General features: G+C 60.7%; 9 protein-coding genes. All 9 read left to right on the forward strand.

The window, feature by feature from the left end; translation table 11 throughout:
- Positions 1 to 2 precede the first annotated feature (2 nt).
- The 9 genes from RCAS_RS02315 to RCAS_RS02355 all read left to right on the forward strand — a co-directional run bounded on the left by RCAS_RS02315 (position 3) and on the right by RCAS_RS02355 (position 17,733).
- Complete coding sequence (locus RCAS_RS02315; RefSeq protein WP_232280133.1) at positions 3 to 2,108, forward strand: BY-kinase domain-containing protein; 2,106 nt, start codon at positions 3 to 5, stop codon at positions 2,106 to 2,108.
- Positions 2,105 to 2,827 (forward strand): acyltransferase, encoded by a 723-nt coding sequence (locus RCAS_RS02320; protein ID WP_011997984.1) that lies wholly within the window; start codon positions 2,105 to 2,107, stop codon positions 2,825 to 2,827. Before RCAS_RS02315 ends, RCAS_RS02320 begins: the two co-directional genes overlap by 4 nt.
- Before the next feature lie 1,037 nt (positions 2,828 to 3,864).
- Positions 3,865 to 5,109, forward strand: coding sequence for a glycosyltransferase family 2 protein (locus RCAS_RS02325; RefSeq protein WP_011997985.1), 1,245 nt, complete (start codon positions 3,865 to 3,867; stop codon positions 5,107 to 5,109).
- A 256-nt stretch (positions 5,110 to 5,365) separates the two neighbouring features.
- The gene (locus RCAS_RS02330) at positions 5,366 to 7,381 is read left to right on the forward strand and encodes a twin-arginine translocation signal domain-containing protein (protein ID WP_041330142.1); all 2,016 of its coding nucleotides are present in this window, start codon (positions 5,366 to 5,368) and stop codon (positions 7,379 to 7,381) included.
- 810 nt (positions 7,382 to 8,191) lie between these two features.
- Positions 8,192 to 10,678, forward strand: coding sequence for a spermidine synthase family protein (locus RCAS_RS02335; protein WP_011997987.1), 2,487 nt, complete (start codon positions 8,192 to 8,194; stop codon positions 10,676 to 10,678).
- A 432-nt stretch (positions 10,679 to 11,110) separates the two neighbouring features.
- The gene (locus RCAS_RS02340) at positions 11,111 to 12,841 is read left to right on the forward strand and encodes a B12-binding domain-containing radical SAM protein (RefSeq protein WP_011997988.1); all 1,731 of its coding nucleotides are present in this window, start codon (positions 11,111 to 11,113) and stop codon (positions 12,839 to 12,841) included.
- A gap of 640 nt (positions 12,842 to 13,481) precedes the next feature.
- The gene (locus RCAS_RS02345; protein ID WP_011997989.1) at positions 13,482 to 14,651 is read left to right on the forward strand and encodes a DUF1624 domain-containing protein; all 1,170 of its coding nucleotides are present in this window, start codon (positions 13,482 to 13,484) and stop codon (positions 14,649 to 14,651) included.
- A gap of 257 nt (positions 14,652 to 14,908) precedes the next feature.
- Positions 14,909 to 16,093, forward strand: coding sequence for a glycosyltransferase family 4 protein (locus RCAS_RS02350; RefSeq protein WP_011997990.1), 1,185 nt, complete (start codon positions 14,909 to 14,911; stop codon positions 16,091 to 16,093).
- Between the two features lie 173 nt (positions 16,094 to 16,266).
- Positions 16,267 to 17,733, forward strand: a complete 1,467-nt coding sequence (locus RCAS_RS02355) for a flippase (protein ID WP_011997991.1) — start codon at positions 16,267 to 16,269, stop codon at positions 17,731 to 17,733.
- Positions 17,734 to 17,748: the final 15 nt, after the last annotated feature.

Genomic DNA, 17,748 nt, shown 5'->3' on the forward strand with positions numbered 1-17,748 from the left:
CTATGATGATTACTCCGGGTGAGTTGATCCGCCTGGCGCGACCGATCCTGCGCTGGTGGTGGATTATGCTTATTACGGTGCCGCTCTCCAGCGGTGTCGCGTTTGCAATCAGCCGCTATGAAACGCGCTACTACGTCGCCCGCGCGACGCTCATGATCGGCAATACGCTCGAAAGCCAGCGCCCCGATCCGATCCAGTTGCAATTGGGTTCGTCGCTTGGGCGTTTCTACGGCGAATTGGCGAAGCGTGAACGTATTCTCCAGCCGGTGCAGGAGAAGCTGAATCTGCCATTCTCCTGGAATGTGATCGCCAACTCCATGCTGCGTACCTCGGTGGTGCCAAGCGCCAACCTGCTCGAAATCTATGTGACCGACTCGAACCCGGTGCGCGCTGCGGCAATCGCCAATGCCGTTGCCGACCAGTTGATCGCGTATAGCCCGACCTCGCCCGACAAAGTGGCGGCTGAGCAGATGACCATTGAGCAGCAGTTGCGCGAGAGCGAGGTGCGCCTGAATGATCTGCGCGCGCGTATCGAGGAGACGACGTTTCGCCGCCAGCAGGTGGTCTCCGCCAGCGACCTCGCCGAAATCAATCAGACGCTGATGCAACTCGAGGCGAGTTTGAGCAAGGAGCAGGAGACGTACAATCGCCTGCTCTCGTTCAAGAATAATAGCGTGGTCAATGTGCTGACGCCGTTCGAGCCGGCCGAGCCGCCTTCCGCTCCTCTTCCCTCCCGGCGCAACATGACGATCCTGTTTGCCGGTCTTGGCGGATTCGTCATTGCCGTGGCAGCGGCCTATGTGCTGGATCGTGTCGATCCGCGGCTGCGCAGTCCGGGTGATATTCGTGATCGGATTGATCTCCCGGTGCTTGGAAGCGTTCCCAAAGGACCGCCCATCCAGCATGTTGCTAAGGCGCAGGCGGAACGCCGCCTCGAAGCCATACGTCAGGTGCAGACCAACCTCATGCTGTCGACGCGCGAAGGGGGGCTTCACGCCCTGCTGGTGACCAGTGCGCATCCAAACGAAGCGCGCAGCGCCGTCAGCGCCGATCTCGCGGAACTGTTCGCGCGCTCGGGGCACCGTGTGCTTCTGGTGGATGCCGAGCCGACCGACCCGCACCTGTCGCGCCTGCTGCGCGCCGATCCAGACTCTGGTCGTCTGTGGACTCGCCTCGCGGCGGGAGATCGTCAGGCATTGCGGACGCACCTTGTTCCCCTGGCTATTCCAAACGTCGCCTTGCTGCCGGTGGCGCCAACTCTCGATGCTCAGCCGGCGATGCTGAGTTCGCGTCGCTGGCACGAATTGACTCACCTGTTCACCAGTGTCGCCGATGTGGTGATCTTTGATGGACCGGCGGCGATGGTGGGACCGGATGCGGCGCTGCTGGCGCCCCACACGGATGGCGTGGTTTTCGTGGTAGATCCGGCGACTGATGAGCAGGACGTGGTGGTGCAAAGCAAACAGCGCCTACAGAAAGACCAGCGCACCTATTTGATGGGGGTAGTGCTGCTCGAACCGGCTGCGTTCGAGGCAGCCCGCCGACCGTTGATCGGCGCCTGGCCCTGGCGTCGGCAGCCTGCCCTGCCGGACCTCTCAGGCAATGGCGTCGCCGTATCGCCGGATGATGACGATTCTCGCCGGACTTCTCGCGCAACCGCTGCGGGAGAGCCGGTCATCTTTGATGTGGATACGTCTGACATTCCCGAAGCCGAGCATGTGATCATTACACCGCCGCCCGACACTGATACAGGAGAAGATCGCGTTCTCGTGACGCCGCCTCCAGGCGCTATCGTGCAGCAATCGGGCGAAGACGCGCGTGATCTCCGGTCAGGCGCTGCGCACACATCAGCGCACACTCGCAATGGCGTAAAACGACCGTCAGCGGATGATGCGCGTTCTGCGGAAGATGCGCCGCCAGATCGCACCCGACCTCAGCGCATATGCCCAAATCGCTGCGGTGGGGGGGAATTGGCGGAAGATGCGCCGCCAGATCGCACCCGACCTCAGCGCAATCATGGGGAGCGCCAGACATTGACCGCATCCTCAGCGGCAAAACCGCATCGCTCACGGTATAGCAGAAGTCGTAGACGCAGCAGATTGTCATGAAGCAGGTCAATCTTTACCTCTCGCGCCAGGCATCGTCGATTGGTCGGTATATCTGGGAGCAGATCGTCCAGGCGGCGGCGGGATGGATTCCCGGTATCGTCGGGATTGGCGTGCGGGCGGTTTTGTATCGCGCAATCCTGCACATGGACGGTGTGGCAGCCATCGAGGAGGGCGTGCGCATCCGCTTTGCCGATAATGTGCGCCTGGGGCGCGGTGTGTATCTCGATCATGGCGTCTACCTGCACGCCTGTCCTGGCGGTATTTCCATCGGTCCCGACAGTTATGTGATGAAGAATGCCATCCTGCACGTCTACAATTTCCGCGATCTGCCGCGTGCTGGCATTCGGATCGGCGCCCGGTCGCTGATCGGCGAGGCGTGCATTTTGCGCGGGCAGGGCGGCATTACCATCGGCGATGATGTCTTTCTTGCGCCGCTGGTGCAGATGCTGGCGGTCAACCATGTGTATCACGACACGAGCCGACCGATCAGTCTTCAGGGGATTACCTGCCAGGGGATTACGGTCGAGAATGGCGCCTGGATCGGCGGCGGCGCAATTATCCTGGACGGGGTCCGCATCGGTAAAAACGCTGTTGTTGGCGCCGGCGCGGTCGTCACCCGCGATGTGCCCGATTACTGCGTCGCCGTCGGCAATCCGGCGCGCATCGTGCGCGATCTGCGCAGTCAGCCGGCGGCGCCAGCGAACGTTCCGGTGTATTGAGCCGTATCCGGTGCGGTGATGTTGGGTTGCAACGTCGCTACGGGCGATTGGCGCTTGTTTCTCACCGTTGTTCCTATCGCGTATCGCATATTTCGTCCGAGCGTCTGGCTGATGCGCATAATGCGGCGCTGGACTGGCTTGCCCCTTTTTGCCGGCGTTCAAGGGCGGACCGAACGCATGAGTAAAGCGGGCATGCATGGCGTTGGGATGCGCCGTTGTACCCTCCCCCCCAGCCCCGTTCCCGTGTGCGGGAGCGGGGAGTTCACCAACCGGCGCCGGTGGTCGGTACGCGAGTTTGACTGATACCAATTCCCGGTGCACATCCGGCATGGTCACCTCGAGCAGTGCGAGGGGGCGTGCGCGACCCGCTTAGATTCCTCGCTGCGCTCGGCATGACAAGTCGCTGCGCTCGGCATGACAAGCGTGCGGCATCTTCAATCGTCATTGGTGTTACCCCCAGCCCCGTTCCCGTGTGCGGGAGCGGGGAGTTCACCAACCGGCGCCGGTGGTCGGTACGCGAGTTTGACTGATACCAATTCCCGGTGCACATCCGGCATGGTCACCTCGAGCAGTGCGAGGGGGCGTGCGCGACCCGCTTAGATTCCTCGCTGCGCTCGGAATGACAAGTCGCTGCGCTCGGAATGACAAGTCGCTGCGCTCGGCATGACAAGTCGCTGCGCTCGGCATGACAAGTCGCTGCGCTCGGAATGACAAGTCGTTGCGCTTGGAATGACAAGTCGCTGCGCTCGGAATGACCAGCATGCGGCATCTTCAATCGTCATTGGTATTACCCCCTGCCCTGTTCGCGTGTGCGGGAGCGGGGAGACCCGCGCCGTGTTTGGGTCTGTTCCGCATACCATATCTGGATCATGCAGAAGTCGCCGGCTTCTGACGCACCCCTCACCCCTGTTCCCCCGTTGCGTCATCCGATTGTCATATCTCCATGCCACGATCTCTATCAGTGAGCCAACGTGGACATTCCCAGAGCGCGCCCGGCGGCGCTGTGCGATGGGTGCAGGTGAGGAGGAATCAGGCGTATGACAACGTTATCGGTAGTGATCCCGGCGTATAACGAAGAAGATGGAATTGCAGCCATTGTTGAGCGGGTGCTGGCAATCGAGCCTGAATTGCCGAAATATGGCGTTGATGCGCTGGAGTGCATCGTAGTCGATGACGGTTCGCGCGACCGAACGGCGGAAATCGTGCGGCGCTACGTACCGCGGGTGCGCCTGATTCAACAGCCGAACAAAGGGTATGGCGGGGCGTTGAAGACCGGCTTTCAGGCGGCAAGCGGCGAGTTGCTCGGCTTTCTCGACGCCGATAGCACCTATCCGCCCGAATATTTTCCGCAGATGTGCCGGGTCGCGCTCGATGGCGCCGACCTGGTGATCGGCAGCCGAATGGCAGGCGCAACGAGCGAGATGCCGCTGGTGCGACGTATCGGAAATTTCATTTTTGCCAACCTGCTCTCCCTGGTTGCGGGTGTGCGCATCAGCGATAGCGCGAGTGGTCAGCGGGTCATCCGACGCGAGGTATTGCCAATTCTCTATCCGCTTCCCGATACACTCGACTTCACGCCGGCAATGAGCACGCGAGCGCTGCACGAAAACCTGCGCATGGTCGAAGTGCCCATTCCGTACAAGGAACGCTCCGGGCGCAGCAAACTGAGTGTGGTGCGCGATGGGTTGCGTTTCTTCAAGAGTATTGTATGGACGGCGTTGACCTATAATCCGGTGCGGATCTTCGGCGGCATCGGCGCATTGCTGCTCCTGCTGAGCATGCTGGTGATGGTGCTGGCGTTCGGCTTGCAGGCGTTCGGCATCGACTCGGTCGTCTCCTTCCCGCGTCTGTTCGGCGCGCTGGTGCTGGCGGTCGCCGGGGTGACGCTGTACACGACCGGGACATCGTTCAGTTATATCGTTGCGCTATTTCACAAGCGCCCGATCCGGCAGGGCATGTTCGGTCCGCGCGGCAACGGACGCAAGATCGAGAAGCACTACTGGTGGCTGGGAATTCTGGCGGTTCTGCTGGGTGTTGCGCTCTATGTCGCCGCCGTCGCTTTCGATCTGACCAATCCGGCGTTGCAGGTCTCGTGGTTTGCGCCGGTGGTCAGCGCGCTCATGGTGCTGACCGGCGTGCAACTGGTGAGCGCCTGGAGCCTGGCGCGCGTGCTGGCGGAACTGAGCGCGCGCGAGGGTCTGGCGGCGCGTGATCTTACCGGCAATAGCGTGTCGGATGTCGCCGCGAATGCCGAGAGCGTGCGGACTGCGGCGGTCTCGTGAGGCGAGGTCGGCAAAGGGATTGGCGGCAGATCTCGCGGGATCGGCGAAGGTATTGCCTTCGCCGATCCGGTCCTGTCCATCATGCCCGTGCTGTTCGTGTGCAGCCCCCCGGACGTGACAGATCATCTGCCTGCATCAGGGCACAGTCGGGGCAGCGCCTTTCGGGCAATCAGATCGATAGTTTTGCAGCAGGCGGCGTGGCGAGTTGCTGTGCGACATGCATGCGTAGACCTGTATTCACGTACTGACAATGACTATGACGAAACGCACATCTCGTCCAATCATCTCCCGCCGTCGCTTCCTTCAGGCGTGTGCATGCACGGTTGCAGCCGGGGCGCTTGGCGCAACGGGGTATGTCGTCGCCAACGCTCCGCTTCCCCCACCGTATCCTGAATCATCGGTCTTTCAGACGCCGGTTGCAGGTATACCGACGCCTGGCGCGCCTATCCTGTTGGTGACGAATCCAGGTGCGCAGCCGTCGTTTGGCGCGTACCTTGGCGCTATTCTGCGCGCGGAAGGGTTCGTAGCGTTTCGGATGGCACGCCTCGATGCGATCAATCCGGCGCTGCTGGCGCAGTTTCCGCTCGTGCTGCTGACAGTCGGTCCGTTGACCGCAGAAGCGTCCGATCTGTTCCGGGCATATGTGCTGAATGGCGGGCATCTGATTGCATTTCGTCCCGATCCGCGCCTCGCCGACCTCATGGGTGTGCGCGCGCTCGGAGGTGATGTGACCGACGGAATGCTGGCGGTCGCCGATCATCTGCTCGCGCAGGGCATTACCACCCAGGCGCTTCAGGTTCACACCCCGATGGCGCAGTATGAACTGGCGGGCGCTGAGGCGGTCGCCTGGATCGCCCGTCGTGACAGCAGCCGAACGTCCTACCCTGCTGTGACGCTGATGCGCGCCAAAAAAGGCATCGCTGCGCTGTGGGCATTCGACCTGCCCCGTAACATCGCCCTCATCCGCCAGGGGAATCCGGCAGCGGCAAACCAGGAGCGCGACGGGATGGAAGGCGTTCGGACGGTTGATCTGTTTGTGGATTGGATCGATCTTGATCGTATTGACATTCCGCAGGCAGACGAGCAGCAGCGATTGCTCGCAAATATGATCCATGCGCTGGCGGGTGAGGCGCCGCTGCCGCGCCTCTGGCACCTGCCGGCTGGCGCTTCTGCGGTTCTGGTGGCAACCGGTGATGCGCACGGACTGCTGGCTTCCCATATTGCTACGGCGCTGGAACTGGTCAGCCGGTACGATGGCGCGCTGTCGATCTACTATGCCCCGCCGCCGATGAGCAACCGGTCGCGGACGCTGCGCCGGGTTCGTTGGTTGGCTGAAGAATTGCCGGTTGCCGGCGCGGTCTTCACCGACGACGCAGGGTACCCCACTCCGAAAGATGTGGCGCGCTGGCGCGAAAGGGGACACGGGTTCGGATTGCATCCCTACGTTGAACAGGGAGTGGGCAAGGGGTATCACGAGTACTGGAATACCTTCATCAAACTGGGGTATGGACCGGCTGAGCCAACCGTGCGCACCCATCGGGTGCTCTGGTCGGGGTGGGTCGAAACAGCGCGGGTGCAGGCGCAGTATGGACTACGCATGAGTCTCGACCACTACCACAGTGGTCCGCTGATGCGTCGCGCAGACGGGCGCTGGGTTCATGGGTACCTCACGGGGAGCGGACTGCCCATGCCGTTCGTCGATGAGCAAGGGAATCTGTTGCGAGTCTATCAGCAGCATACGCACATTGTCGATGAGCACCTGATGCGGGTGTTCGACACCGGCTACGAGATGGGAGTGGATGTCAATGAAGCCATTGCCATCGCGTGCCGGCAGATCGATGCAGCGGTAGAGCAATATCCCTCGGCGCTTGGATTACAGTGTCATATCGACCCGTTTGCCTTTGGCGGCGAGAAGGCGGAGGCGGCGAGTGTGTGGTTCGACCGCGTGCTCGACCATGCGGCGTCGCGCGGGGTGATGATTGTGTCGGCGGAACAATGGCTGGCGTTCACCGAGATGCGCGATCAGGCGGAGATGCGCAACCTGATGTGGAATGAGTCTGAGGGCGTGTTGATGTTCGAAGCGGTTATTAGTGCGGAGTCGCAGCGCGCGCCGGCGCTTCTGCTGCCCCTGGAACACCGCAGGCGCATACTGCGCCAGGTGACGATTGATAGCGTGCTGGCGAGCGCCGAGCAAAAGCGTGTGGGGGGAGTCGCCTACGGTGCGGTGGCGCTGGCTGCCGGGAGGCGACAGGTGAGGGCATATTATAGATGACCGTCACCTGGCGGCAGGACGTCGTGCCGCGCTTTGATGCCCGCTCTTTTGAACCACAGAGGCGCAGAGGTCACAGAGGGAAATGAGAACGTTCGCTTTTGCGATATTTCTCTTTCGCGCCGTTCGGTGCTGCAAGGGTGTATTTTCCGGCAAGCCCTCATGTTAACCGTCCGTTCTTGGGTATTAGAATGCCTCAACGCCCCCTCTCTAGCAGCGCTGGAGAGGGGGCAGGGGGATGAGGAAGAAAAAGGCTTCGGGACGAGGAAAACGTTCATCGCGTTTAAGAAAACTCCACATCCTGATAGGAAGATCAACCAAAACTCAGACAATCGAGCCTGCGCCTGTGGAGCGGCCGGCGTTGGCTTCGACAGGCTCAGCCAACGCCGATCACGAGATGGTCCAATATCTGGTTGATCTTCCTGTGAGATTGGCGGAGGTGACGATCGACGCCGGAGCGTTACTTTCAGGCACGGCAGAACGGTATCCTCACAGGGCACTGAAGCGAAACCTTATCTCATCAGTCTGGTCCATGTCTGACCAGATGGACGAAAAGAAATCCAAAGAGACGATACTTTTCTCAGAATGCAGTAATGACACCGCGGATTGTTGCACCAGGGCGCATCGCATCCTGGCAGGAAGGCATATCCTCCGCTGCGCTGCCGTCGCCTGTCACAGCAGCGTCAAGAGTTGTTCCAGTCAAGTTGTCATGAAATAGTCGAGCGATGCTGCTCTGATCCAGCGGGCGCTCGGCTGGGTCGCATCTGCGCCTGTGGAGTGGACGATACATTAAAGAAGAGGGAGACCTAATCCATGACGAATGTTCAACATTCTTCCTGGCGCAGATATCTGGGGCTGGCGCTGGTGACGGCGAGCATTCTGGCGTTGCAGGTGACGTTCACCCGCATCTTTTCGATCATGATCTGGCACCACTTTACCTACCTGATCATCGGAGTAGCGTTGCTCGGCGGCGGCGCGTCCGGCACATTCCTGGCGGTGCGCGCGTGGGATGCGGATACTCTCAAGCGTCGGCTGGGGAAACTTGTTGTTGCGTATAGCCTGATGGTGCTGATCAATCTGGCGATCATCGGCAGCATCGCCATTGATCCGTTGCGCGGCGGTCAGATCGCGCACACCCTCATCGGTCTGGCGGTATATTTCGTCGGACTCTTCACAACGTTCTTCCTCGGCGGACTGATCGTTTCCGGCGTGTTCACCTTGTGGCACCGGGAGGCGCACCGGCTCTACTTTGCCGACATGCTGGGCGCCAGTGTGGCGACGCTGGCGATTGTGTGGGTCATTCAGATGATCGGCGGTCCCGCAACGATTGTGCTGACGGCGCTGCTCACATTGGCGGGCAGTGCGTTGTTTGGTGTTGCGTCGGGACGGCGCTGGCGCATTGGCGCTGCCATTCTCGGCATCGGGCAGGCGGCGCTGATCGGATGGCTTCTGATCGGTGCGTCGCTGCACCTGCCTGTGCCCGGCTCGAAAGAACTTGGGTGGGCGCAGCAGCAGTTCAACACGTACCCGGAGTACACGCGCTGGAATCCGGTGGGGCGCGTGGATGTATTGCCAACCATTCAGGTAAAGGAACCGATGATTGTCGGCGGCATCAGCAAGGTCTATCTGGCGAGCGACGCGTTTCAGCGCGCGCCATTGTACGACCTGAAACTGGTGACCCTCGATGGCACGTCGATGACCGGCATGTACCGGTTCGACGGAACGGACGAGGACCTGAAGCGCTTCCGCTTCCTCGATCACGCGATCATCAGCGCGCCGTACCACATGGGTTTGAAGCACGACACTGCGTTGAAGATCGGGATCGGCGGCGGTCTCGACATTCTGCTGGCGCGATTGTATGGGGCGCAACAGATTACCGCGATTGAGTTGAATGCCGATGTCGTGAAGTTGCTGGAAGGACCGTACCGCGAGTTCAGCGGTAATCTCGCCGGCCATCCCTCTACCCGGATTGTTGTTGCCGAGGGGCGTAGTTTCCTGACGCGCGATGCCACAACCTATGATCTCATCCAGGGCATTGGGCTTGATAATCTGGTGGCGCTCTCTGGCAGCGCATATGTTCTGTCGGAGTCGTACATTTACACGGTTGATTCGTTCACCCTGATTCTGAACCGGCTCAACCCGAAGGGAGTTTTTGCCTGGACGCGCAACGTCGATCAGCCGCCGCGCGAAATGCTGCGGATCACGGCACTGGCTGCCGAGGCGTTGCGTCGTCGCGGCGTCGCCGATCCTGCGTCGCACATTGCCATCGTCGCCAACGACACCAATACTCAGGCGACGCTGCTGGTGTCGCCGTCGCCGTTCTCCCCAGAGGCCATTGAGCGGCTGCGGGCATGGGCGGAATCCAATGCGTTCGCCGTGCTGCACGATCCGTTACAGCGGCTCGATACCGTGTATGCGGAGTATCTGCATGCGCCGGATGCGCGCGCTTTCGAGGAGGCGTATCCGTTCAACATCTTCCCGGTAACGGATGATAATCCGTTCTTTTACAATTATTTCAAGTGGCAAAATCTAACCTTCGACCAGGCGTTCACCGGCAAACTCAACCGCTTCCCGATTGGGAATCTGATCCTGATCGTTATGTCCGGCTTTTCGCTGGCAAGCGCAGCCACGTTTATCGTTGCACCGTTGTGGCGTCACAACCGACGCGGCTTGCGGTTGCCAATGGCGCGCCCGATGTTGATTTACTTCAGCGCTCTGGGCATTGGCTACATTTTCGTGCAGATCGTGCTGATCCAGCGCTTCACGCTCTTCATCGGCTATCCCACAAGCGCGATTACGACAACGATCTTCAGTATGCTCCTTTTTTCGGCAGTGGGAAGCCTGCTCAGCCGTCGTCTGATCGATAGATCCGCCCATCTTCGGATAGCGTTGGCGGCAATTGTTTTGGCGATTGGTGTGTATATTGTTGCGCTACCGCCGCTGTTTCAGGCGTTGCTGCACCTGCCGGACGCCGCGCGCATAGCGTTGAGCGTCCTGATCATTGCGCCGCTTGCGTTGCTCATGGGCATGCCGTTCCCCACCGGTTTGCGGCAACTTGGCGCGCATGGCGCCGAATTGGTGCCGTGGGCATGGGGAATGAACGGGGTCTTTTCGGTGGTCGGCTCGACGCTGGTGATTATCATCAGCATGGCCAGCACCTTTACTGTCGCAATGGCATGCGCGGCGTTGTTCTACGGAGTCGCTGCCATTGTTGCTGCGAGGCTCTACCGTCGGGTGGAGGTGCGGTTGCCTGGAGTTGCGGGGGCGCCGGTGGATGTGGTGGAGGGGGTCAGGGGGTAGGAGAACCGAAAACTGAGAACTGAGCACCGAGAACCCTGTCGCCCCGTCGTGACTGTTACTACTCGCGTTCTGCGTCTGACCCTGGCGACTCGTCGGGCAGGGTGAAGAACAGGAGTATGCCCGTCGTCCAGTGGTGAAAGTCCACAGGCGTTGCGGTGCAACGCCTCTACCTGTAACCTTCCCACCTTCACCCCTCAACCCCCAACCCCTCCCACCTCTCGCCTCGCCCCTCTCGCCTCGCCCCTCTCGCCTCAAATATGTCACCTCTGTAACCTGCGTTCAACCATCCTGTCAGCAGACATTCACGGCGCGCGATTATGCTGATGATGCAGTATCAGTTCAGCGCGGTCCGTGCAGGGGACCCTCGCGGCGGCAGACCCCGCGACCCCCGATGCCACGAGCGTGCTGCCCACGTGGGAGGAAGAACGTTCTATGTCGGAGCATGAGACGAACGCAACGAACGGGAAGCACATTGCGCCCGGCGACAAGAAGCAGGGCATCAAACTGGTCGCCCCCGCCCGCGCCGACGAGCGCGCCGGTGAAATCAAGTTTGTGGACATGCCGCGCGAAAAGCATCCGCGGCTCGACGTGCTGGTGCTCAATCCGCCCTCGCCCGATGGCGACCTGTTCCTGCGTGATATTGCGCGCGTCGGGCGCCGCACCCGCGACGGCATCATCTGGCCCCAAACGGCGCTGGCGCAGATCGGCGCCGTCGTACAGCAAGCGGGCTACACCGTGGATGTGGTCGATGCTATCGGACTCGAAATGTCGTGGGAAGAGTTCGAGCGCTACATGTACAAACAGAAGCCGCGCTACATGATCATCCACGCCACTGCGCCGACGCTCACCAACGACATGCGCACCACTTTCATCGGTAAGGCGGTCGGCGCCATCACCATGGCAATCGGTACGCACGTGACGCCCATGAGCCGCGAGACTCTCGAATCGTACCCGACGCTCGACATCGTGGTGCGTGGCGAGCCGGAAATGACCATTCTCGATGTCATTCAGACGATCGACCGCCAGGTGGAACTCGAACATGCGACCGAGACCGTGCCGGTCGGCAACCCGGACCTGACGTCGCCCTGGCGCAAGTTGCCGTTCCCGGACGCATCGTATCTGACGACGCGCGGACGCTTCCTGGGGGTGTATCCGCAGGTCATTGCGCGCGCGCTGCGCGAAACACGCGGCATCGCCTTCCGCAACGAGCACGGCGAAGTCCAGATCAATCCTGACCGTCCGTTCATCGAAAACCTGGACAGCCTGCCGCTGCCGTTGCACCACATGCTGCCCTGGAAGAAATACAAGGTGCCAATCGTTGGCGGACCGTACACGTTTGTGTTGACGAGTCGCGGATGCCCGGCGGGTTGTCGTTACTGTATCAAGCATGTGACCTACCAGGCAAGCGTGCGCCACCGCAGCCCGCAGCATGTGCTCGAAGAGATGTACATGCTCAAAGAGATGGGCATGCACCACATCCATTTCGAGGCCGACCTGTTTACCGTCAAGAAAGAGTTCGTCTACGATCTGTGCAATGCCATCATCAAGGACGGCATCAAACTTCAGTGGTCGTGCAACAGCCGGGTGGACTTTGTGGACGCCGAGGAACTGGCGCTGATGAAGAAAGCTGGCTGCTTCATGATCGCCTGGGGTCTGGAGAGCGGCAGCGAAGCAGTGCTGAAGCGCGCCCGCAAGGGTACGACGGTCAAGCGTATTGAAGAAACGATCACTGCCAGCCGCAAGGTCGGAATCAAGAATTGGGGCTATTTCATCATCGGGCTGCCGGGCGAGACGGTCGAGACCATCCAGCAGACGATTGCGCTGTCGAAGCGGTTGCCGCTGGACATCGCCCTGTTCCACATCGCCACGCCGTACCCCGGCACTCCCTTCTACTACGAAGCGGTCGAGAACGGCTGGATTCAGATGGATCGCTGGGAAGATTACGACATGTACAACCACACGGTGCTGAACTATCCGCACCTGAGTTCGAAGGACCTGGAGTACTGGGCGAAGCGCGCCGCGCGCGAATGGTCGTTGCGCCCCGGTCCGATCATGACCTTCCTCAAGGCGGCGAGCAACCGCGAGACGCTTGGGCACCTGTGGAAGATCGGGACGAACCACATCCGCTGGATGAGCGGCAGCCTGACGGGGAGCGGGGCGTAGGCGTCAAGAATCTGGCAGATGTCGATGAGCGTGGCGTGGAGTAGAGCATTCTCCACGCCACGTTTTTTGATTTCGCGTCCAGGCACGAACGTCCTTGATGTGACACCAATTCCCTGTGACCATCCGGCATGGTCACCCCGAGCAGTGCGAGGGGTCGTGCGCGACCCGCTCAGATTCCTCGCGGCGCTCGGCATGACCCGTCGCGGCGCTCGGCATGACCCGTCGCGGCGCTCGGCATGACCCGTCGCGGCGCTCGGCATGACCCGTCGCGGCGCTCGGCATGACCCGTCGCGGCGCTCGGCATGACCCGTCGCGGCGCTCGGCATGACCCGTCGCGGCGCTCGGCATGACCCGTCGCGGCGCTCAGCATGACAAGCATGCGGCATCGTCAATCGTCATTGGTATGACTCCTCAGCGCCGTCTCTGCGACTTGCAGGATTGTCATTTTTCAGCGCCTGGGAACTTCATCATCACTTCATAGGGATGCTTGATGATCCGGTACAGGTGAAGAGAACGCCGCTATGTGGAACAAATATCGCCGGCGCACATACTATCCCTCGTATCATGAACAGGTTGTGAGGTCCTTGCGTACACGGTGAGCCATATCAGCAGTGTACCGTATAACAAAGGTCCAGAGTTGATGACAACACACGCAACCGCAGGCGTCATCCCGCAGACCAGCGCTGCTGCGCAAACGGCAACGCTCAGTCGTATCACCGCCATCGATGCGCTGCGCGGCGTGGCGCTGACGCTCATGGCGCTGACCCATGCCGCCTTTTTCATCGGTGTTGGGATGCAGGCGGAGTCGTATGGCGGGCAGCCAGTTTCTCTGCAAAGCCCGCCCTACTGGCTCTCCGGGTTGCTTACCACGCTGGCGTCGCCGATCTTCTTCTGCCTGGCAGGCGTCAGCCTGGCGCTGCTCGAACAGTCGCGCGTGCGCAAAGGCGCGTCGAGTTGGAGTGTCAGTCGCTTTATTCTGGCGCGGGCAGGCGTCATTATGGCGCTCGATCTGACGATCTGCGCCTGGTTGTGGATGGGGAAGATGCCGTACATCCACGTGCTGACGGCGATGGGGCTGGCGATGATCGTCCTTGCCGGGCTGCGCCTGCTGCCGACGCGCGTGATCCTGGCGGCAGCCATCGTAACGCTGTTAGCGTATCAGGGGATTCTCGAAGTTCTGCGCCCTCAACTCGAAGCAGGCGCGCCGCAGAGCATGGCGCAGGCGCTCTTCCTGACGTACAGTTACGAGACATTGTTGCCGGTCGGATTCCCGTTACTGGGATGGGGTCCGGTCATGTGGCTGGGATTTGTGCTGGGGAGGAATCTGAGCCATCCGCTGTTGCGACAGCCGCGCACCTGGGTGGGAATCGGAGCGGGGTTGTTGGCGCTATGGCTGGCGCTACGGTTGATCGGCGGCTATGGCGATCTGGGGGCATACCGCGCCGGCGATCCCTGGCCGTATTTCCTGGTGATGAGCAAAGCGCCGCCGAGCCTCAGTTATCTGGCGTTCAAATTGGGAATTGCGGCGTTGATCTTCGCTGTGCTGATCGCCTTCCCAAAGGGAATTGAAACCGGTCTGTTGCGCGTGCTGACCCTGATCGGGCAAACGTCGCTCTTCTTTTATGTAATGCATATCGTTGTGTACCACCTGCTGGCACAGGCGTTCTTCGCTATCAATGCGCCTGCGTTGCCGGGCATTATCTACGGTTATACGATCTGGCTGGCGGGGATGGTTCCGCTCGTCTGGCTCTGTTCACGCTATCGTGTGGAACGAAAGAAGCGCCCGGAGAGCGTGTTGCGGTATTTGTAGCGCAATCCGAATAGGCGCAGATTCGCGCGAAAGGAGCGTACCTTTCTTTTTGTATGCGCAGAAGAGCGGCAATCGCTTGAAGATAAAAACGACACTGTTTGAGGAATGCGTTAAGCCAAAACGTGATGCATGCGTGCGCGCCGGGGCGAGCGAAGATGTGTTTCGCCGCCGTCGGGCGTGGGTAAGAGAAATGGATATGCGCTGAGGCGAGCGCGCAACAGGCGCATCGGTTCTACAGCATCGGAAAGGGGTAGACTATGCGTTTGCTCGTTGTGGCAACCAATACAACACCGCCGAGTCTTAGTGCAGAGGTGCGCGCCGGTCGGCATCAGCGCGTCGATTATCTGGATCTGGCGCAGCGTTTTGGCACAGTGCATCACGACTACAACGCGCTCCGTCCCAACTGGCTGGCGCGACGGTTCGAGGATCTGTTCCGCTTTGATGTACGTCAGGCGATGGCAGTGGCGCGCCTTGCAAAACGCGGCGGCTACGATGTGGTAGTAAGCCTCTCGGAGCGCGTCGGTATCCCGCTGGCGCTCATGCTTGACCGGCGCATCCGCCACGTGGTCATCTTCCATCACGGCATGTCCCCCCAGAAGCTGCGCCTGATCAGGGCGCTGAAGTTACAGCGACGCTGGGATGTTATCGCAGCGATCAGTCGCGCTGAGGCTGAAGGAATGCGAGTGGCGCTTGGGCTTGACGACCAGCGCGTGGTTGCGTTGCACACGCCGGTCGATGTCGCTTTCTACAAGCCCTCACGTCCGTCAACCGGTGGTGAAGCGTTCATCCAGAGTCTGGGTCTGTCGCACCGCGACTATCCGACGCTCATCCGCGCAATGCGGCGACTGCCGCACATTCCCTGCCATTTGCGCGTGGGCAGCACGTGGGTGACGCGGCGTGGCGGACATGAGAGCGAGCGATTGCCGCCGAACGTTTCTCTGCAACCGTTTGTCCACCCCAGTATCCTGCGGCAGTGTTACGAGGAGAGCCGGTTTATCATCGTCCCCATTCGGGCATCGACGCAGTGGAGCGCGGGATGCACCTCGGTCCAGGCGGCACAGGCAATGGGGAAGCCGGTTGTGGCAACCCGTCGTCCTGGATTGAGCGAATATCTCATCGATGGTGAGACCGGTGTGCTCGTTGAGCCTGGCGATGACCAGGGGATGGCGGAGACGATTGAGACGTTGTGGAACGATCCGCAGCGCGTTGTTCGAATGGGGCGCAGAGCGCGCGAGTGGATGGCAAGCAACCATTCGCTCGATCAGTGGCTCGACCGCGTGGAGGCGCTGATTCAGCGGGCAATTTGTTCCACTGCCCGACACTGGACGAATGGATCGTTCCTGGCAAGTGTGTGTGCCATCTGTTTGTCGCCGGCATGGGGAACATGTCTCCGTGCCATGGGAGAGACCCTCTCCGCTCTGACAAGCGTGATAGCCGCCTAGTCGCCGCGAGGACAGGGAACGGATACCGTTCCAGGGCAGCGCAAATCCTCCCGGTTGCAGAATTGTCAGAATTTGCGCGTGCAACGCTTCATCACGGCGTCATCGGTGCAGGCGATGATAGGTATGGCTGAGTCCAGGCATAGGTCCGCGATGTGCGGAGCGGAGATTGTTACGTGAACCATCTTGCCACAACCGTCCTGCGCAATTCCGCCTTTGGTATGGCGTCGCACATTGCGATGAAACTGCTTTCGTTCACCTTCTCGGTGCTGATCATTCGCAACCTTGGAGCGACCGATTTCGGGCAGTACGCCGCTGTGCTCGGATTTGGCAGCGTCTTCCTGTTCATTGCCGACCTGGGACTCAGCCCGTACACGGTGCGCGAAGTGGCGCGCCTGCGCGATCAAACCGACGGAAAGGAGCGCATTCAGGCGCTCTATGCCGATGTGTTGATCCTGCGCCTGATCCTGTCGGTGATCGCCGGCATTCTGGTGGTCAGCGCCGCGATCCTGACGGGGCGACCGCTCTTGATGATTGGCGCAATTGCGATTAACTCGCTCACCGTGCTGATCTACGCCGTCCACGGTAGTTCCGAAGCAGTATTGTCGGGGTATGAACGGCTCGATCTGGTATCGGGCATGCAGGTTGTCAATCAACTGGCGTTCGTGACAATCGGCGGGCTGGCGCTCTGGTTGGGGTTTGGCTACTATGGCCTGATCGTCGCCACGATGATCGGCGTCACGCTGATGACGGCGCTGGTGGTGCGCGCCGTTCTGCGCCTTGGCGTTCGCCCCGGTCGCATCACCTGGCGGCGCTGGCTGCCGCTGCTGCGCGCCGCGCTTCCATTTGGCATTATTGGTCTGACGCTCGGCATTTCGTACCGCTTCGACACGGTGCTGCTCAATATCTACGGCGGTGATGCTGTCACCGGGCATTACAACGCGGCATATAACCTGATCTTCTCGCTGGTGACGCTGTCGAATGTGCTCAATACTGCGCTGTATCCGTCGCTGTCGCGGCAGTCGATAACGGCGCCGGAGACGTTGCCGCTGGTGTACGAACGGGTGTTGCGCTATCTGATGTTGGTGGCATTGCCCATCGCCGTCGGCGGTTTTATTGTCGCTGCGCCGTTGATCGGGCTGCTGTTCGGCGCCGATTATGCGCCCGCAGCGCCGTTGTTTGCCATCCTGATCTGGGTGTTGCCGTTGATGTTCCTGTCGGAATTTCTCGGCTATGTGGTTGTCATCGCCGGGCGCGAGGCGCTGGTGGCGCGGTCGATCATTGTCAGCAGCAGTATCAACGTTGTCGCCAACCTGATCTTTATTCCAATCTATGGCGTGCTTGCGGCGGCTGTGATTACAGTTATCACCGAGGCAGTGCTGGTTATTCAGTATGTCTGGTTGGTGCGTGACTTGCTGGGTCGAATGCAGTGGGGCGCCCTTCTCCGCGTCGCACTGGCAGTTGTGGCAATGGCAGCGCTGGTCTATCTGGCGCGCAGCCTTCCGGTGCTGGCGACAGTTGCCCTTGGCGGTGCGCTGTATGGCGGGTTGTTGCTGGCGATGCGCGTTGTTGGACCGGACGAGGCGGCGTTTGTGCGAGGAGTCCTTACGGCGCGACGCGCGTCGGCGGGAGGTCATTCCTGAGTCGCTGGGGAAAGA

It is taken from the genome of Roseiflexus castenholzii DSM 13941 (assembly GCF_000017805.1).
In the GTDB taxonomy this organism is placed as follows: domain Bacteria; phylum Chloroflexota; class Chloroflexia; order Chloroflexales; family Roseiflexaceae; genus Roseiflexus; species Roseiflexus castenholzii.